The organism is Rhodobacteraceae bacterium LMO-JJ12 (assembly GCA_021555075.1).
Classification (GTDB): Bacteria; Pseudomonadota; Alphaproteobacteria; order Rhodobacterales; family Rhodobacteraceae; genus JAKGBX01.
This window is the reverse complement of the sequence record JAKGBX010000004.1, coordinates 107,936-124,284: the sequence shown is the minus strand read 5'-3', so window position 1 is coordinate 124,284 and position 16,349 is coordinate 107,936. Positions and strand designations below refer to the sequence as shown.

14 protein-coding genes are annotated in these 16,349 nt (G+C 57.9%); 7 read left to right on the top strand and 7 right to left on the bottom strand.

The annotated features are described in order from the left end of the window. Positions 1 to 17 precede the first annotated feature (17 nt). Positions 18 to 278, bottom strand: a complete 261-nt coding sequence (locus LZG00_19400; protein ID MCF3596155.1) for a hypothetical protein — start codon at positions 276 to 278, stop codon at positions 18 to 20. Continuing rightward, a complete protein-coding gene (locus LZG00_19395; GenBank protein MCF3596154.1) occupies positions 275 to 3,079 on the bottom strand; it encodes a glutamine-synthetase adenylyltransferase in 2,805 nt (934 codons plus the stop codon). The genes LZG00_19400 and LZG00_19395 overlap by 4 nt, the downstream gene beginning before the upstream one ends. Positions 3,080 to 3,164: 85 nt before the next feature. On the opposite strand from LZG00_19395, the gene LZG00_19390 reads away from it, so the two are divergent. From LZG00_19390 to ilvN, 6 genes are all read left to right on the top strand, one after another. Further along, positions 3,165 to 3,626, top strand: coding sequence for a YbaK/EbsC family protein (locus tag LZG00_19390; GenBank protein MCF3596153.1), 462 nt, complete (start codon positions 3,165 to 3,167; stop codon positions 3,624 to 3,626). Positions 3,627 to 3,801: 175 nt separating this feature from the next. Next, the gene (locus LZG00_19385; GenBank protein MCF3596152.1) at positions 3,802 to 4,263 is read left to right on the top strand and encodes a DUF2852 domain-containing protein; all 462 of its coding nucleotides are present in this window, start codon (positions 3,802 to 3,804) and stop codon (positions 4,261 to 4,263) included. A gap of 84 nt (positions 4,264 to 4,347) precedes the next feature. Further along, entirely contained in the window at positions 4,348 to 4,806 is a 459-nt protein-coding gene (locus LZG00_19380; protein MCF3596151.1) for an RDD family protein, read from the top strand. Between the two features lie 166 nt (positions 4,807 to 4,972). Then, positions 4,973 to 5,785 (top strand): arginyltransferase, encoded by an 813-nt coding sequence (locus LZG00_19375; protein MCF3596150.1) that lies wholly within the window; start codon positions 4,973 to 4,975, stop codon positions 5,783 to 5,785. A gap of 501 nt (positions 5,786 to 6,286) precedes the next feature. Then, positions 6,287 to 8,041 (top strand): acetolactate synthase 3 large subunit, encoded by a 1,755-nt coding sequence (locus LZG00_19370; GenBank protein ID MCF3596149.1) that lies wholly within the window; start codon positions 6,287 to 6,289, stop codon positions 8,039 to 8,041. Between the two features lie 31 nt (positions 8,042 to 8,072). After that, complete coding sequence (gene ilvN, locus LZG00_19365) at positions 8,073 to 8,633, top strand: acetolactate synthase small subunit (protein ID MCF3596148.1); 561 nt, start codon at positions 8,073 to 8,075, stop codon at positions 8,631 to 8,633. Between the two features lie 26 nt (positions 8,634 to 8,659). Here the strand turns inward: ilvN and LZG00_19360 are convergent, their stop codons facing one another. Continuing rightward, complete coding sequence (locus tag LZG00_19360) at positions 8,660 to 9,079, bottom strand: hypothetical protein (protein ID MCF3596147.1); 420 nt, start codon at positions 9,077 to 9,079, stop codon at positions 8,660 to 8,662. 207 nt (positions 9,080 to 9,286) lie between these two features. Here LZG00_19360 and LZG00_19355 point away from each other — a divergent pair, with 207 nt between their 5' ends. Next, on the top strand, positions 9,287 to 10,093 hold the full coding sequence (locus LZG00_19355) for a helix-turn-helix domain-containing protein (protein MCF3596146.1): 807 nt from the start codon (positions 9,287 to 9,289) through the stop codon (positions 10,091 to 10,093). Here LZG00_19355 and LZG00_19350 read toward each other — a convergent pair. From LZG00_19350 to LZG00_19335, 4 genes are all read right to left on the bottom strand, one after another. Next, positions 10,086 to 10,880, bottom strand: a complete 795-nt coding sequence (locus LZG00_19350; GenBank protein MCF3596145.1) for a DUF2189 domain-containing protein — start codon at positions 10,878 to 10,880, stop codon at positions 10,086 to 10,088. The two genes, LZG00_19355 and LZG00_19350, sit on opposite strands and share 8 nt — an antisense overlap. Before the next feature lie 57 nt (positions 10,881 to 10,937). Then, complete coding sequence (locus LZG00_19345) at positions 10,938 to 12,359, bottom strand: amidase (protein ID MCF3596144.1); 1,422 nt, start codon at positions 12,357 to 12,359, stop codon at positions 10,938 to 10,940. Positions 12,360 to 12,539: 180 nt separating this feature from the next. Further along, positions 12,540 to 13,667: a peptide chain release factor 2 gene (prfB, locus tag LZG00_19340; GenBank protein MCF3596143.1), complete on the bottom strand. Its 1,128-nt coding sequence runs from the start codon at positions 13,665 to 13,667 to the stop codon at positions 12,540 to 12,542. 69 nt (positions 13,668 to 13,736) lie between these two features. Next, entirely contained in the window at positions 13,737 to 16,289 is a 2,553-nt protein-coding gene (locus LZG00_19335) for a PBP1A family penicillin-binding protein (protein MCF3596142.1), read from the bottom strand. Between the last annotated feature and the right edge of the window lie 60 nt (positions 16,290 to 16,349).

Here is a 16,349-nt window from a genome sequence, read left to right as displayed (position 1 = left end):
GGCTTGCACCGCGCGCGTCAGCCCAGCCGCCCGCGCCGCCCGCCGCGTCGCCCGGTCTTTGCCGCCTTTTCCAACCCTTCGCGCAACACCTGGCTCATTGGATGCGGGCCTTCGCCCTCGTGGCGCTCCAGAAGCGTCGCAATCGCCGCGCGCGCATCTGCCCCGTCGGGCAGGCTCAGCGCCCAATCGAGAAAAACCGAGCGGCATTCCTCAAGCCCCAGATCCATGCGATACGCCTCGCGGATCAGAGCCTTGGGATCAAGTGTATCGCCCTTCATCCCTTGCCCCCGGTCTTTCGCGCGGGCGGCACCCGACCCAGAGCCGCCTCAATCACCGTCACAGCCGCCGCGCTGCGCGCCTGCATTTCCTCGGCCAACGCCGCAAACCCATCAATCCCGGTTTCACGTTTCAGCATCGCGGCCCCTCCGGCGCCCACCCCCTCAGGCGTCAATGGCTTGCCACTCAAAAGCCGCGCCACCGCCTGCACCTGCCAGCAAAGCCGGTAAGACGCCTCCAGCGCTTTCAAGTCCGCGTCACTCAACCAACCAATTGCGACACCCCCTTCAAGCCCTTGAGATACCGAGCATCCCACCGCCCCCGCCATCAAGGCACCGGCCTGCGCGATCATCTCCACATCCTGCAACCGTCCCGGCCCGATCTTGGCATCCCAGACATTGCTGGGCGCTTTCGCCGCCGCAATACGCGCCCGCATCTCGCCAGTTTGCTTGAGAACTTCGGCCCGATCCAACCCCTTTTGCGCCAAAATCTCGGCGCGAAACGTCTCGATATCTTCGCCAAGCCCATCATCACCCGCCACCACCCGCGCGCGCGTCAGCGCCAGATGCTCCCAAACCCAGGCCTTCTCGGTCTGGTAGGTCTGAAAGCTGCCCCAACTGGTCGCCACAGGCCCCTGCGTGCCTGACGGGCGCAGCCGCATATCAACCTCGTAAAGCCGCCCCTCCGACATCTGCGCCGTCACGGCGGTAATCATCGCCTGGGTCAGGCGCGCATAATAAGGGCGCACCGCAAGCGGGCGTCGCCCCTCCGACATTTCGGCGCCATCCGGGTCATAAATCACGATCAGATCCAAATCCGAGGTCGCAGTGAGGCGTTGCGACCCCAAACTCCCCATCCCCAAAAGGCACGCCCCACGACCCGGCAAGACCCCGTGCTTGGTGGCAAATTGCGCCACAACCTCGGGCCAAAGCGCGCGCAGGAATGCCGAGGCCAGATCAGCATATTCGCGCCCCGCCTCTTTCGCACCAATCAATCCGCGCAGATGATGCACCCCCACCCGGAAATGCCATTCTTTGGCCCATCTACGCGACAGATCCAGCTTGCGCTCATAATCCGGTTCTTGGCGCAACTCCGCCTTCAACTCGGCGGTCAGCGCATCCTCGCCCGGCCAATCGGCAAAGAAATCACCGCCGATCACCGCATCAAACACGCCTGAATTGCGCGACAGATACCCCGCCAATGCCGGTGACGTGGCCACGATATCAATCAACAGATCAACCAGCGGCGGATTGGCCTCAAACAATGAGAAAAGCTGCACCCCCGCAGGCAGACCCGCAAGAAACCCGTCAAACGCCAGCAATGCCTCGCTTGGGTTGGCGCTTTCCTTCAAACGGCACAGGATTTCCGGGCGCAACCGCTTGAAAATCTCCACCGCCCGCCCCGAGCGCAACGCCGGATAGCTCGGCCAGCGCGCCAGAACCTCCTCATCAAATTCGCTCACCGGAGCGGACGAGACGGACTCATCAGGCGCGAAAAACCCTTCGGTCAGCGCGTGAACTTCCTCCAGCCGCGCGCGCACATCCGCCTCGAATGCGGCCTGCTCCACCCCCATGAAGGCGGCAATCCTCGCCATACCCTCTGGCGAGTTTGGCAACTCATGGGTCTGGGCATCATTCACCATCTGAATACGGTGCTCGACCTCACGATGCGCGCGGTAATGCGCGCTCAACGTCTCGGCAGTCGCCTTTGGCAGCCAGTCTTTCGCGGCCAGAACCTTCAAGCCCTCCACCGTGCCACGCACCCGCAAATCACGATCACGCCCCCCGGCGATGATCTGGCGCGTCTGGGTGAAAAACTCGATCTCTCGAATACCGCCCCGGCCCAACTTCATGTCATGTCCGGCCAACACGATCGGCCCGCCCAACCCCTTGTGCTCGCGAATTCTCAGCCGCATGTTATGGGCATCCTCGATCGCCGCAAAATCCAGATGCTTGCGCCAGATGAACGGCGTCAACGTGGTCAGAAACCGCTCACCCGCTTCGATATCCCCGGCACAGGGCCGCGCCTTGATATAGGCCGCGCGCTCCCATGTCCGCCCAAGGCTCTCGTAATAGCGCTCCGCCGCCTCCATCGCGATGCAGACAGGTGTAACCGCCGGATCAGGCCGTAGCCTGAGATCGGTGCGAAACACATAGCCCTCACCGGTCTGATCGTTCAAAGTCGCCTTCATCTTGCGCGTGGCACGCACGAAACTGGCGCGCGCTTCGTGAAACTCACCACGCTCAAACCGGGTTTCATCAAACAGACAGATCAGGTCGATATCCGAACTGTAATTCAGCTCCCCCGCTCCCATCTTGCCCATCGCCAGCGCCACCCAACCGCCAGCGGTCTCAAGATCGTCCTCACTCGCACCGGGCAGCTTGCCGCGGCTGATCTCAGGCACCAGTGCCGCGCGCATCGCCAGCGTCACACTCAGATCGGCAAACCGGGTCAGCCACCCCGTCACCTCCTCCAAGGCCCAAACTCCCGCCAGATCGGCCAACCCGACAATCAATGCCACCCGCCGCTTGCCACGGCGCAGCGCACTTCCCAGATCACCCGGCGCCACCTCTTTCAGCGCCTTGAACTCGGCCTCCAGCGCGCCTTCCGGGTTATCAAACGCCCCCTCCAGCCAATCGGCCTCCTTGGCCAGAAGGCCGCCCAGATAGGGGCTGCACCCCCCGGTTCCTTCCAACAGCTTCGCGATATCGCCCTCAACACCGGGCAAAAGCGCGCGCGCCTCGGCGCCACGGTCGGGATCAAAAGCATGTGGAAGGCGGGTGATACGGGATGCAAAATTCATGGACCGCAACTTGCGGCCCCCCTTGCGCATCGTCAATGACCTAACGCACTCTGCACCCGTCACAGAACCGAATAAAGGCCCACCCATGTCCAAATCCCTCGCCCGCGTCCGCGCCGCCCTCAGCGACGCCTCCGCCCTCATCAAGGAAACCGGCGAGGCCCGCACCGCCCAGATGGCCGCCGATGAACTCGGCGTCGAGATTGACCAGATCGCCAAGTCGATCATTTTTCGTGGCGAAGACAGCGGCGAAGCGATCCTCTTTATCACCGCAGGCGGCAATCAGGTCGATCCCGCCAAGGCGACGGCACTCGCCGGGGAGCCTCTGGGCAAGGCCGATGCCGCCCTGATCCGCGCCCAGACGGGCTTTGCCATCGGCGGCGTCGCCCCCGTCGGGCATCTCACGCCCATTCGCGCCTTCCTTGACCCAAGGCTTCAGGAATTCTCGCTGATCTGGGCTGCGGCGGGCACACCGCGCCACGTTTTCTCGCTCTCCCCCGAGGAACTCACCCGGATTTCGGGCGCTCAAACGGCTGATTTCATCCTCTGAACACCAGGCATCGGCACAAAATTTTTTACCTAACAAACTAATTTATAACAATAATTTCAATTAATGTAAAAAACATTCACATAATCCCTTGTCAAACCCCCGAGGAATGCCAATCTATTCAATGTGAAAAGCATTCACATACGGCATCACAGCCTCAAATTGGAGAGAGAGAGACATGACAACCGCCACGCACACAGCCTACGGATCTGGCCCTATGGCATGGTTCCGCCGCGCCGAGGCCTGGCTGGACGACAAGGGCAAAGGCGCCTGGATCGCCGCCATGGTTCTGGGTTTCGTCTTCTTTTGGCCCGTTGGCCTCGCCCTCGTTTTCTACATGACTTACACCAACCGTTGGAGCAAACAGATGTTCAAGGGAAGCTGCGGCCATCGCCGCCACCGCCACGCACACCGTCATTCCGCAATGCGCAGCTCGGGCAACACCGCCTTTGACAGCTACAAGGAAGAGACCCTGCGTCGGCTTGAAGAAGAACAAGAGCAGTTCGAATCCTTCCTGCAACGTCTGCGCGAAGCCAAGGACAAGACCGAGTTCGACGAGTTCATGGAAGAACGCGCCTTCAACGCCGCCGCCGATGCCGATAACGACAAAGGCGAAAACGACGACAGAGCGCCCGCCTGATACCCACAGGCTTACCATAAGCGCATCTGCTGCGCCCGGCCCTTTCCCCCGGTCGGGCGCAAACCTGCAACAAAGGTCTCACAAATGAGCTACCAAGACGATCCCGACTGGCACCTTCCCGACCCTTACTCGCAGGGCGAATTCTATGCCGATGTCCCGCTCAAGCGGCTCTTGGCCTTTCTGGTCGATACCGTTCTGTTGCTGGTGATCACCGTTCTGATCGTGATCTTCACGCTCGGTTTGGCGGCGATCTTCATCGTGCCGGTCTGGTGGCTCCTCAACCTTGCTTACCGCACAGTGAGTTTGGCCAATTCATCGGCCACGCCGGGCATGCGCCTGTTCGCCATCGAATTTCGCAACGCCCGCGGGCAGCGTTTCGATACGTCCGAGGCCTTCCTGCACTCGCTGGGCTTCATGCTGTCCTTTGCCTTCTTCCCGGTTCAACTCGTCTCGATGGTTCTGATGGCCACCTCCGCGCGCGGCCAGGGTCTCAGCGATCTCGCGCTGGGCTCCGTCGCGCTCAACCACCGCGCCGGCGCCTGAAGCGTCATTCGCTGACACCTGTCTACTAGCCGTAGGCGCGAGCGACCCGAGTGATGCCCTGCGCGGGCGCCACCGCGCGATCACCATTAACTCCAATTTTCATCAATGCTTTGACATCCAGTCGCTGATTGGTATCGTTGAGGCTGCCAATCAATTTACAGACACCATGCGCCACACCCTACCTCTTGCACCGCAATTCTATGTTACTGCGCCCCAAACCTGCCCCTATCTCGAGGGTCGGATGGAGCGTAAACTGTTCACCGCGTTGCAGGGCGAAGGCGCGGTCAAGCTCAACAATGCGCTCTCCAAACAGGGCTTTCGCCGTTCGCAAAACGTGCTCTACCGCCCCTCCTGTGCCGATTGCGCCGCCTGCCTTTCGGCGCGCATTCGGGTGGCCGACTTCACCATATCCAAAAGCCAGAAGCGCGTGCTCAAACGCAATGCGTTTCTTGAACGCCGCGCCACCTCGCCCTGGGCGACCGAAGATCAATACGACCTGTTTCGCCGCTATCTCGACAGCCGTCACGCGACGGGCGGCATGGCCGATATGGACGTGTTCGAATTCGCCGCGATGATCGAGGAAACCCCGATCCGAAGCCGCGTCATCGAATATTGCGACCGCAAGACCGGTGCGCTGATCGCTGTCTGCCTGACCGATGTGCTCGATGATGGCCTGTCGATGGTCTATTCCTTCTTCGAACCCGATTTGATGCGCAATTCACTGGGCACCCATATCATCCTTGATCATATTGCAATCGCCCGCGAGGCCGGGTTGCCCTATGTCTATCTTGGCTATTGGGTGCCCGGTTCACCCAAGATGGGCTACAAGGCCAAATTCTCCGGGCTTGAGATCTACAAGAACGGCAGTTGGATGCCGGTCGCAGACCCGGCCGTTCACGAGGCCGAGTCCCACCCGCTCTCAACCGATCCCATCGCCGAGCAGGTCGCCAACATCTCGCTGCCCGATCTGAGCCGTTAAGACACGACCGAGACGTTACCAAAACACGACCACCACCTTGCCCCGGTGCGCGGCGTGTTAACTTAATTCAGCTTAAAGAACTTCTCGTTTCACCGGCAGCCGGAAAGCAGACGCCCGGCAGCCGGGAGTCACCCCCCTCCTTGCAACCGCGCCAAGGCATTAACTTTTGGCCGGATTCCGGTTTTCAAACCCGGCCCGACGCGCCTGAAAAACGCACTTGATTTGCGTTTCATGCGCGACACTGGCGGCCTGGCGCAACAAAATGTCGCAGAAAATCCGGTTTGCGACATGTTTTTCTGATCTCTTTGCGGTTGACGCCCCGTTTTCACCAACCTAAGGTCCGGCCACGTAAAAGAGGTATTTCTCGATGAACGCAGTCGTCGTAATTCTAGAAAAGTCGCGCATGGGCCGGTAACGGAACCTTACTTCCCCCCCATGCGCCCCCGAAATTCCGGGGGCTTTTTTATGTGTATAAACAAGGCGTTGAACGGAGCAAACAAGATGACACGTCAGATGACCGGAGCGAAGATGTTGGTTCAGGCCCTCAGGGATCAGGGCGTGGAAGTCGTATTCGGATACCCCGGCGGCGCTGTTCTTCCGATCTACGATGAGATTTTCCTTCAAAACGATATCCGCCACATCCTCGTGCGCCACGAACAAGGCGCCGTCCACGCCGCCGAAGGCTATGCGCGCAGCACCGGAAAACCCGGCGTCGTCCTCGTAACCTCTGGTCCTGGCGCAACAAATGCCGTCACTGGCATTACGGATGCGTTGTTGGATTCAATACCTCTGGTGGTTCTTTCCGGCCAGGTTCCGACCTTCATGATCGGCACCGATGCCTTTCAGGAGGCCGACACCGTGGGCATCACCCGCGCCTGCACCAAGCACAACTGGCTCGTCAAGGAAACTTCCGCCCTTTCAGCCACCATTCACGAGGCTTTCCACGTCGCCACCACCGGCCGCCCCGGCCCGGTTCTGGTGGATATTCCCAAGGACGTTCAATTCGCTTCGGCCACCTACACACCAATTCAAAAGGTCAAGCTTTCGCACTACCAGCCGCAAGTCAAAGGCGACATGGACGAGATCACCGAACTGGTCGAAGCCATTGAAAAAGCCAAGAAACCCGTGTTTTACACCGGCGGCGGCGTGATCAATTCCGGCCCCGCCGCAAGCCAGCTCCTGCGCGAGTTGGTCGAAGGCACAAATTTCCCGATCACCTCGACCCTGATGGGTCTGGGTGCCTATCCGGGCAACGGCAAGAACTGGCTGGGCATGCTTGGCATGCACGGGCTTTACGAGGCCAACATGGCGATGCACGATTGCGATCTGATGATCAATATCGGTGCGCGTTTCGATGACCGGATCACCGGCTTGATCAGCGCATTCAGCCCGGATTCCGCCAAGGCCCATATCGACATCGACCCATCGTCCATCAACAAGGTGATCCGTGTCGATATCCCGATTGTCGGCGATGTGGGCCATGTGCTTGAAGACATTCTGAAAGTCTGGAAATCCCGCGGCCGCAAGACCGAGAAGGAAGCGGTGAAATCCTGGTGGTCCAAGATCAATGAATGGCGCGGTGTGGATTGCCTGAAGTTCAAAACTTCAGAAAAAACGATCAGGCCACAGCATGCGCTGGCGCGACTCGAAGCGCTGACGCGCGACATGGATCGTTATGTTTGCACTGAAGTGGGCCAGCACCAGATGTGGGCCGCCCAGTTCCTCACCTTCAACGATCCCAACCGCTGGATGACGTCGGGCGGCCTTGGCACTATGGGCTATGGCCTGCCCTCATCCGTCGGCGTGCAGGTGGCCCATCCCGAGTCATTGGTGATCAATGTCGCGGGCGAAGCAAGTTGGCTGATGAACATGCAGGAAATGGGCACCGCAGTGCAGTACCGCCTGCCCGTCAAGCAATTTATCCTGAACAATGAACGGCTTGGAATGGTGCGCCAATGGCAGGAACTGTTGCATGGCGAGCGCTACTCTCATAGCTGGTCCGAAGCTCTGCCCGATTTCGTAAAGCTGGCTGAAGCCTTCGGTTGCAAGGGTATCCGGGTCGATCATCCCGATGATCTGGACGCTGCCATCAAGGAAATGATTGCCTATGATGGGCCAGTGATTGTTGATTGCCGCGTCGAGAAGCATGAAAACTGCTTCCCGATGATCCCGAGCGGACAGCCGCACAACAAGATGTTGCTGGGCGAAGCCTCCACCAAAGATGCGATCGGCTCAAGCGGGGCCGTTCTGGTGTGATGCCGGAACGCGTGCGAAAGGAATTGTTCACATGTCTCCTCTAAAAATCAAAAAAGGCGCGAACAAGCATTCGGCCTACAATCTACGCCCGACGTTCAGCGACGTTACGGAAAGACACACTCTAGCCGTGGTCGTCGACAACGAACCCGGCGTATTGGCCCGCGTTATCGGACTTTTCTCCGGGCGCGGCTATAACATCGAAAGCCTCACTGTGGCCGAGGTGGACCATACCGGCCATACCAGCCGAATCACCGTCGTAACCAGCGGCACGCCGCAGGTGATCGAGCAGATCAAGGCCCAGTTGGGGCGCATCATCCCGGTGCACGAAGTGCATGATCTGACGGTTGAGGGTGCTGCGGTTGAACGGGAACTGGCTCTTCTGAAGGTCATCGGCGATGGCGACAAAAGGGTAGAAGCCCTTCGGTTGGCTGACATCTTTCGCGCCAACGTTGTCGACAGCACGTTGGAGAGCTTCGTATTCGAGATCACAGGCACGCCTGAGAAAATCGACGCATTCGCCGATCTAATGCGCCCTCTCGGCCTTTTGGAGGTTGCCCGTACCGGCGTTGCTGCGCTTTCACGCGGCCACTGAGCCGCCCTCGGGCCAAAGCGTTTGGATCAGGATGCCAGCCTCGCCTTCTCCTGGCGCGGCGCGAATGCGATGATATTGTCGTCGCTATCATTGCGTTGCGCCATGTCACGGCCCGTTGGGCGCGGCACATTCTTGCTGCCACCCTTCAGACTTTCAGCCAGGCCATGGTATTGTTTTTCCGCAACCAATTGCGGTTCCAGAGCGACCCGCACATCCTGACTTTCGCTGAGCTGAAATTGCACAAAATCCCCAGCGTCCAATTGCGGTCCATCAAAAACACTCTGTTCTTGACCACTGTAGAACGCAAGATCACCATGATCTTCACACCAGATCACGGCTTTCCGGTCCACCTGGTCGCTCCAAAGCACAACTCCATACATTTTGATCCCCAATACTCTATCCCCAAGCGAGAGTTCCCCTTGCCCCACAAATTTGACGAAAAACAAAGCCTAAGGGACATTCCCAATTACGTGTCGCGAGCGCTCATGATTGTGACAATGATTAAGCTGACTGACGCCTATTGGCGTCACTTGTGGCGCATAATTGCGTCACATCCGCGACAAAGCACTGATAATACAGAGGAAGGAATCGCCCAATAGACCGGGAATAGGTAAAATTCGGGCCAAAGAGGGAAATTACGTGTGCAGAACTCCTTGGAAACAGCGGCAACAAAAATTGACCCCGCCGAATTAAGAGGCATTTTTGGCGCCAATTTGCGTCAACTCGCGCTCAAATACACTTCTATCGCGGGATTATGCCGCCAGTTGGGAATCAATCGAACACAGTTCAACCGCTACTTGTCTGGGGAAAGCTTCCCCAGACCGGATGTTCTGCATCGTATCTGCCAATTCTTTGGTGTCGACGCACGAATCCTACTGGAACCGGTCAACAGCATTCAGCCTGTGAGAGACGATCTTTTCAATCACCCGGAAATTGCAGAATTTCTGGGAAATGGGTCAATCACGATCAAGGAAGATGAATTTCCATCAGGGTTTTACCGGTTCAGCCGCCCCAGCTTCGTTGACAACGCGCTCTTTGTCGTCGGGTTGGTCTATGTTTTCCGCAAGGACGGGCATTCGTTCATTCGCGGCTACGAACCGCGCGAGGCGATGCATCAACAAGGGCTGACCAGTGAGGCCGCCAGCCGCGAATTTCGCGGTGTAATCCTGCGACAGGAACAAGGTATCGCCGCATTGATAGCCCGCCACCAGGCACTCACATGTTCATTCAATTTTCTGTCGCGTGTTTCTTCGTATGAAAACAACTTCTGGGAAGGCTATGCCACCCGTACGGTTCGCGAAAGTCACAGTGGGCGGCGCGCCGCGCGCATGGTGTACGAGCATATCCAGTCAAACAGAGCTGCGATTTATCACACCGCGCGTCATGGCGGGATGAAGCGGCGCGAAGACCTGCACCCATTTCACGCCAAACTGTTAAATCTGGATGTCCCCTTCAAGTGAGGGGGCCTGACACCTCTTCCCGGATCGCAATCTGATCGTAAAGATGCCAACTGGCATGCCCCAGCAGTGGCAATACGAGATAGAGTCCCAGAAAAGCCGGAACAAGCGCTACAAAGGTCAACACCGCAATAAGCAATGCCCATGCCAGCATCGGCCCAGGATTGCCTGATACCGTCTGAAAGCTGATTATCATTGCAGTTACGAAATCAACCTCGCGATCGAGCAGCAAAGGCATGGATATCACCGTAATCGTGTATAGCAAAAGTGCAAACGCCGCGCCCACGACAGATCCCACCGCCAACATCGTCAGCCCACTGCTCGACTGATAGACTTCAAACGAACTGGACACATTCGTCATGGTGGATAGCCCCAGAAACAAGGCGAAAATCATATGTGCCAGAAAAAACCAGAACAGGAATATCATGATGACGATGGCACAGATCGAAGGGAGCTGACGTCGACTTTGCTGTAGCACGACCCCGAAAACCTTGTCTGAGTCCAATGGCTGGCCCTGCTCGATCCGGCGCGACACCTCGTAGAGACCCACCGCCGCAAACGGACCAACCAGAGGGAAACCGACAGCCGCAAACACCAGCCAATAGGTTTGACCGGTGACCCAGGTCACAACCAGAAGCAACAAACCGATGACAACGTAGGCGCTGGTGAAAATGAAACCATAACCAGGCGCGCGTTTCATGTCGGACCAGCCTCGCCGCAACGCGTCTCTCAGCATCTTCATTTCGACTGCGCGAAACTCTGGCACGCCAAGTTCTAAGGGTTCGTGCATGTCTTCTCCCCGATCACACATGTATCGCGAAAAAGAGACTGTTTTTTCCTTAACAAATCAAGCGTTCGGCAAGATTGCGGGGCGGCGCTCGGGAAACTTCGTTGCGTCATGCCACACCTGGCCGATTTGAAGTAGTTTGGCATCGCATCCGCGCGCGCCAAAAAGCTGCAAACCGGCGGGTAGCCCGTTTGCGCCAAAGCCCATGGGAATGTTCAGACATGGCAACCCGATCAGCCCAACCGGGATCACCACTTCCATCCAGCGGTGATAGGTATCCATCGCTTGCCCCGAAATCTCTTCGGGATAGCGCCATTCGGCGGGAAATGGCCAAACCTGCGTGCTCGGCAAAAGCAACGCATCATAGCTCTCGAAAAGCTCTGCTGCTCGTTTGAACCATTGCGACCGCACAACGCTGGCGCGGTGAACATCCATCGCGGTTAAACCGAGTCCACGTTCGATTTCCCAGATCGCCTCTGTTTTCAAAAGTGCACGGGTTGTCGGGTTCTCATACAGAGCCTCAGACCCCCCCGCCACGGCCCAAGACCGCAAGGTGGTCCATGATTGCCATATCTGATCTGCCTCGAATGGGGGGGCTACAGGCTCAACCTCAAAGCCAATATCGCGCAGCTTGGGCAAAGCCGCTTCGCAATGTTCCAACACGCCCGCTTCCATAGGGTATGCGCCGCCCCAATTGCCAAGCCACCCAATTCGTATCTTACCTACAGGTCTATCGATTTCGGGAAGCGTAGGCGTCACGGTAAACCCGTGTGGTTGGCGCGGGTCAGGGCCAGATTGCACATCAAGCAATGCCGCCACGTCGCGTGGGCTTCGCCCCATCGGGCCATTCGTCGCGAGTTGATGCAGAAAGCTATCGCCAATCGGCTCTGAAGGCACCCGCCCCCAGCTTGGCCTGAACCCATAGATGTTGTTCCAGGCGGCAGGGTTGCGCAGTGACCCCATCATGTCAGACCCATCTGCCACGGGCAGCATTCGACACGCCAGAGCCGCAGCCGCGCCGCCTGACGAACCACCGGCAGAGCGCGTAGTATCATAGGGGTTGCGCGTCGTGCCATACACCGGATTGAAGGTGTGTGACCCAAGGCCAAATTCTGGTGTGTTGGTCTTGCCGATGATAATTGCTCCGGCCGCGCGCATACGCGCGACCATCAAATCATCATCAGCGGCAATCTGATCCTTAAAGATCGGCGACCCCATAGTCGTGGGCAAACCCTTGGCGTTGGCCAGGTCTTTCACAGCCAGAGGCAGCCCATGCATCCAGCCCTTGCGAGGAGAAGTGTCGGCGGCGCGCGCCTCGGCGAACAATTCGGCTTCGTCACGCAGTGCGACAATGGCGTTCACCTTGCCGTTCACAGCCGCAATTCGTTTCAACGTCAAACGCATCAACTCTTCGGCGCTGATATCGCGCTTTTCAAGTAGGGCCGCCTGCTCCAACGCATCAAGCTCAAGGATATCGGTCACGCGATCTGTCCCCCAGTTTTCAGTCAGGTTAATACGTTCGAGCGGTGATGCAATCAGAGAAAGACAACCTAGCGAGTACGCGAAGGCACGAAAGACGCGTGACGCTCCTTTTCCAGAGGGCGTTGGTACGACGCAAGTTGAAGCTCGCCTTGGGGTTCAAGCCTTGGAGACCGGTTCGCTCTAGAGGTCTGCTTGTGCCTCGCCGCGGCTCTTGCCGCTCAAATCCATGGCGAGCGTTGCGGCCATGAATTTGTCCAGATCACCGTCCAGAACACCCTGCGTATCCGATGTCTCAACGCTGGTCCTCAGGTCTTTGACCATCTGATAGGGCTGAAGCACATACGAGCGGATCTGATTGCCCCAGCCTGCATCACCCTTGGCCTCATGGGCGGCGTTGATATCGGCGCTGCGGCGGTCAAGCTCAAGCTGATAGAGACGCGATTTCAGAGCTTTCATGGCAATATCGCGGTTCTGGTGCTGGGACTTTTCCGAACTGGTCACGACAATGCCTGTCGGCGCATGCGTGATGCGCACCGCCGAGTCGGTGGTGTTAACGTGCTGACCACCGGCACCCGAGGAGCGGTATGTATCAATCCGGATATCAGCCGGGTTGACCTCAATTTCGATATTGTCGTCAACCACCGGATAGACCCAGACCGAACTGAACGACGTATGACGCTTGGCCGCGCTGTCAAATGGCGAAATACGCACCAATCGGTGCACACCGCTTTCGGATTTCAACCAGCCATAGGCATTATGCCCGGAAATCTTGTAGGCGACCGATTTGATTCCGGCCTCTTCACCGGGCGTTTGCGATTGCAACTCAACTTTGTAGCCCTTCTTTTCCGCCCAGCGCACATACATCCGCGCCAGCATGGAAGCCCAATCACAGCTTTCCGTACCGCCTGCCCCGGAGTTGATTTCCAGGAAGGTGTCGTTGGCATCTGCCTCGCCGTTCAAAAGCGCTTCAAGCTCCTTGGCAGCAGCTTTGGCTTCGAGCTTTTTCAGCGCCGCTTCCGCCTCGGTAACGATCTCGGCGTCGTCCTCCATTTCGCCCATCTCGATCAATTCGACATTGTCATCGAGATCACGGCGGATGGTGGTATAGACTTCCATCGCATCGACCAAAGCCTGCCGGTCACGCATGAGCTTTTGCGCCTTTTGCGGATCGTCCCAAAGGTTTGGATCTTCCACCCGCGCGTTAAATTCCTCAAGCCGGTGCTCGGCGGTATCCCAATCCATGCGCTGCTGCAACAAATGCAGCGATTTCTCGATATTGGCCACGATGGTCTGGGTTTCGGCGCGCATTGTATATCCCGCAAGATTGGCTTGAAATCGGGTGATAAACCAGCCGCAAGTCCACGGCAAGGCGGCTGATCAATAGAGCCCGCCTGAACTGAGTGTGCCAAAGCTCGCCTTGGGTCCGACAACCGCCTTCTTGCCGGTCGATGTCGTGACCTGCCGTCCCGCAGATTCGGCTTCTTCGAACAACGGCAGGTTCGATCCCATGGCAAAGCCACCATCGAAAGTGATGCCGAAAATAGGCTCTTCGCCTTCGCGGAAGCATTCAGAGACAACGCTCGGTCCGCTGGCATCTGGCGTCAGCCGCGCACCTGTAAATCGATCGATCTTGATAAATTCACACTCGGCGGGCGCACGGAACTTGCCGCCACCGTATTTCTTGATTGCCTTGCTCATGAACTGTTGGAACACCGGGCCGCACATGCCGCCCCCGGATGCACCGCGCCCCATGCTGCGTGGCGTATCATAGCCAATGTAACAACCTGCCACGATGTTCGAAGTGAAGCCAATGAACCACACATCCTTGGCATCGTTGGTTGTGCCGGTCTTGCCAGCGACAGGCACCGGCAAGTTGACATGTCGCGAAGCTGTGCCACGTTCAACCACGCCTTGCATCATGGATGTAAGCTGATAAGCAGTCACCGCATTCATGACACGTTCGCGATTTGACGTAATCGTCGGGGATTTGCTGCGCGGAATGGTCGGGTCTGCGCAATTTTGGCATTCGCGATTGTCATGCCGGAACACGGTCTTGCCATAGCGGTCCTGAACGCGGTCGACCAGCGTCGGCTCGACCCGCTCACCGCCGTTAGCGAACATGGCATAGGCCGACACCATCTTGAACAAGGTGGTCTCTTCCGAGCCCAGTGCGTTGGCCAAGAACGGACTCATCCGTTCGTAGACGCCAAAACGCTCGGCATAATCGGCAACAACGTCCATACCCACTTCCTGAGCAAGACGAATGGTCATCAGGTTACGTGACCGCTCGATACCGGTGCGCAACGGAGTAGGGCCATAATACTGATGCGACGCGTTCTTCGGGCGCCATACTCCCTGCGGCGTATTGATCTCGATCGGCGCGTCAACAATGATCGTTGCCGGCGTATAACCACTATCGAGCGCCGAGGCGTAGACGAAGGGCTTGAAAGACGATCCTGGCTGGCGACGTGCCTGAGTGGCGCGGTTGAACACCGAATACTGATAGGAAAAGCCGCCCTGCATCGCGATCACGCGGCCCGAATTGACGTCCATCACCATAAAACCGCCCTGAACGCGCGGCACCTGCCGGAGCGTCCATCGGATAAAACTGCCATCGTTGTCGGCGGTCATACGGCGCACATGCACCACATCGCCCACCTCCAACAGATCGCCAGCCACGCGCGCCTTCTTGCCGCGCTTGCCGTTTTCAAGAAGCTTGCGCGCCCACTGTACATCTTTCGCAGGGATCCAGTGGCCTTCGGCATCTTCCTCAACCCCTTCAATCCCGATGCGCGCATCCTGTTTGCCAACTTCGAGCACAACAGCCGGATACCAGCGGTTTTCCAATTTGACGTCGCGCGCGATATTTACTTCGGCAAGAGCGGCACGCCAGCTTGCCTCACTACCGAGTTGTTCTGGCGGAATCTTCTTGCCGCTACCGCGCCACAGGCCAAGCCCGCGGTCATAGAGCTCAAGCTGGCGTTGCAGTGCTTGTGCGGCCTCCTCCTGCATCTCTGGGTCGATAGTCGCGCGCACGCTCATCCCGCCCGAAAAGAATTCCTCCTCGCCAAAATCGCGGCTCAGTTGGCGGCGAATTTCGTCGGTAAAAAAGTCTCTCGGCGGAAGCGCGACACGGTAGTTTTCAAAATCGCCGTTCTGGACCGAACGAAGCGGCTGCGCGACTTCTTGCTGATAGTCGGCTTCGCTCAGATATCCATTCTCCTTCATCTCCTTGAGAACGAAATTGCGTCGCGACAGAAGTCGATCCTTTCGGCGAACCGGATGGAAATCCGACGGAGCCTTGGGCAGGGAGGCGAGGAACGCGGCCTCGTGCGGGGCCAACTCCGACAGGGTCTTGTTGAAATAGGTCTGTGCAGCAGCGGCCACGCCATAGGAGTTCTGGCCAAGAAAAATCTCGTTGAGGTAAAGCTCGAGGATCTTTTCTTTGCTCAGAGATTCCTCAAGCCGCGTGGCAAGAATAATCTCTTTAATCTTGCGCTCGATTCGCCGATCTCCCGAGAGCAGGAAGTTCTTCATCACCTGTTGGGTAATCGTTGAAGCGCCGCGCACGTTGCGTCCGCGCGATTTCACCGCTTCAAAAGCAGCCGACAGGATGCCGCGCGTGTCATAGCCCTTGTGGGTATAGAAGTTCTTGTCTTCTGCGCTGATAAAGGCCTGCTTGATCAGATCAGGGATATCTGACGCTGGTACAAAGAGACGACGTTCGCGCGCAAATTCGTCAATGATCTTTCCTTCGGCCGAATAGATGCGGCTGATTGTCGGCGGCGTATACTGCGCCAAACTGGCATGGCTGGGAAGGCCCCGGCCATACACCCAGAACACAGCCCCCAACACCACGGCGATCATCATCAAACCCAGTGTCACCAAACTGAAAAGACCGCCAAGTGCGGAAAGGAAAAATCTCAGCACAAAGGCCCCCTGCTGCTTACGTCAACTATATAGGCATCATGGCCGGTGGCGTCAAAACAC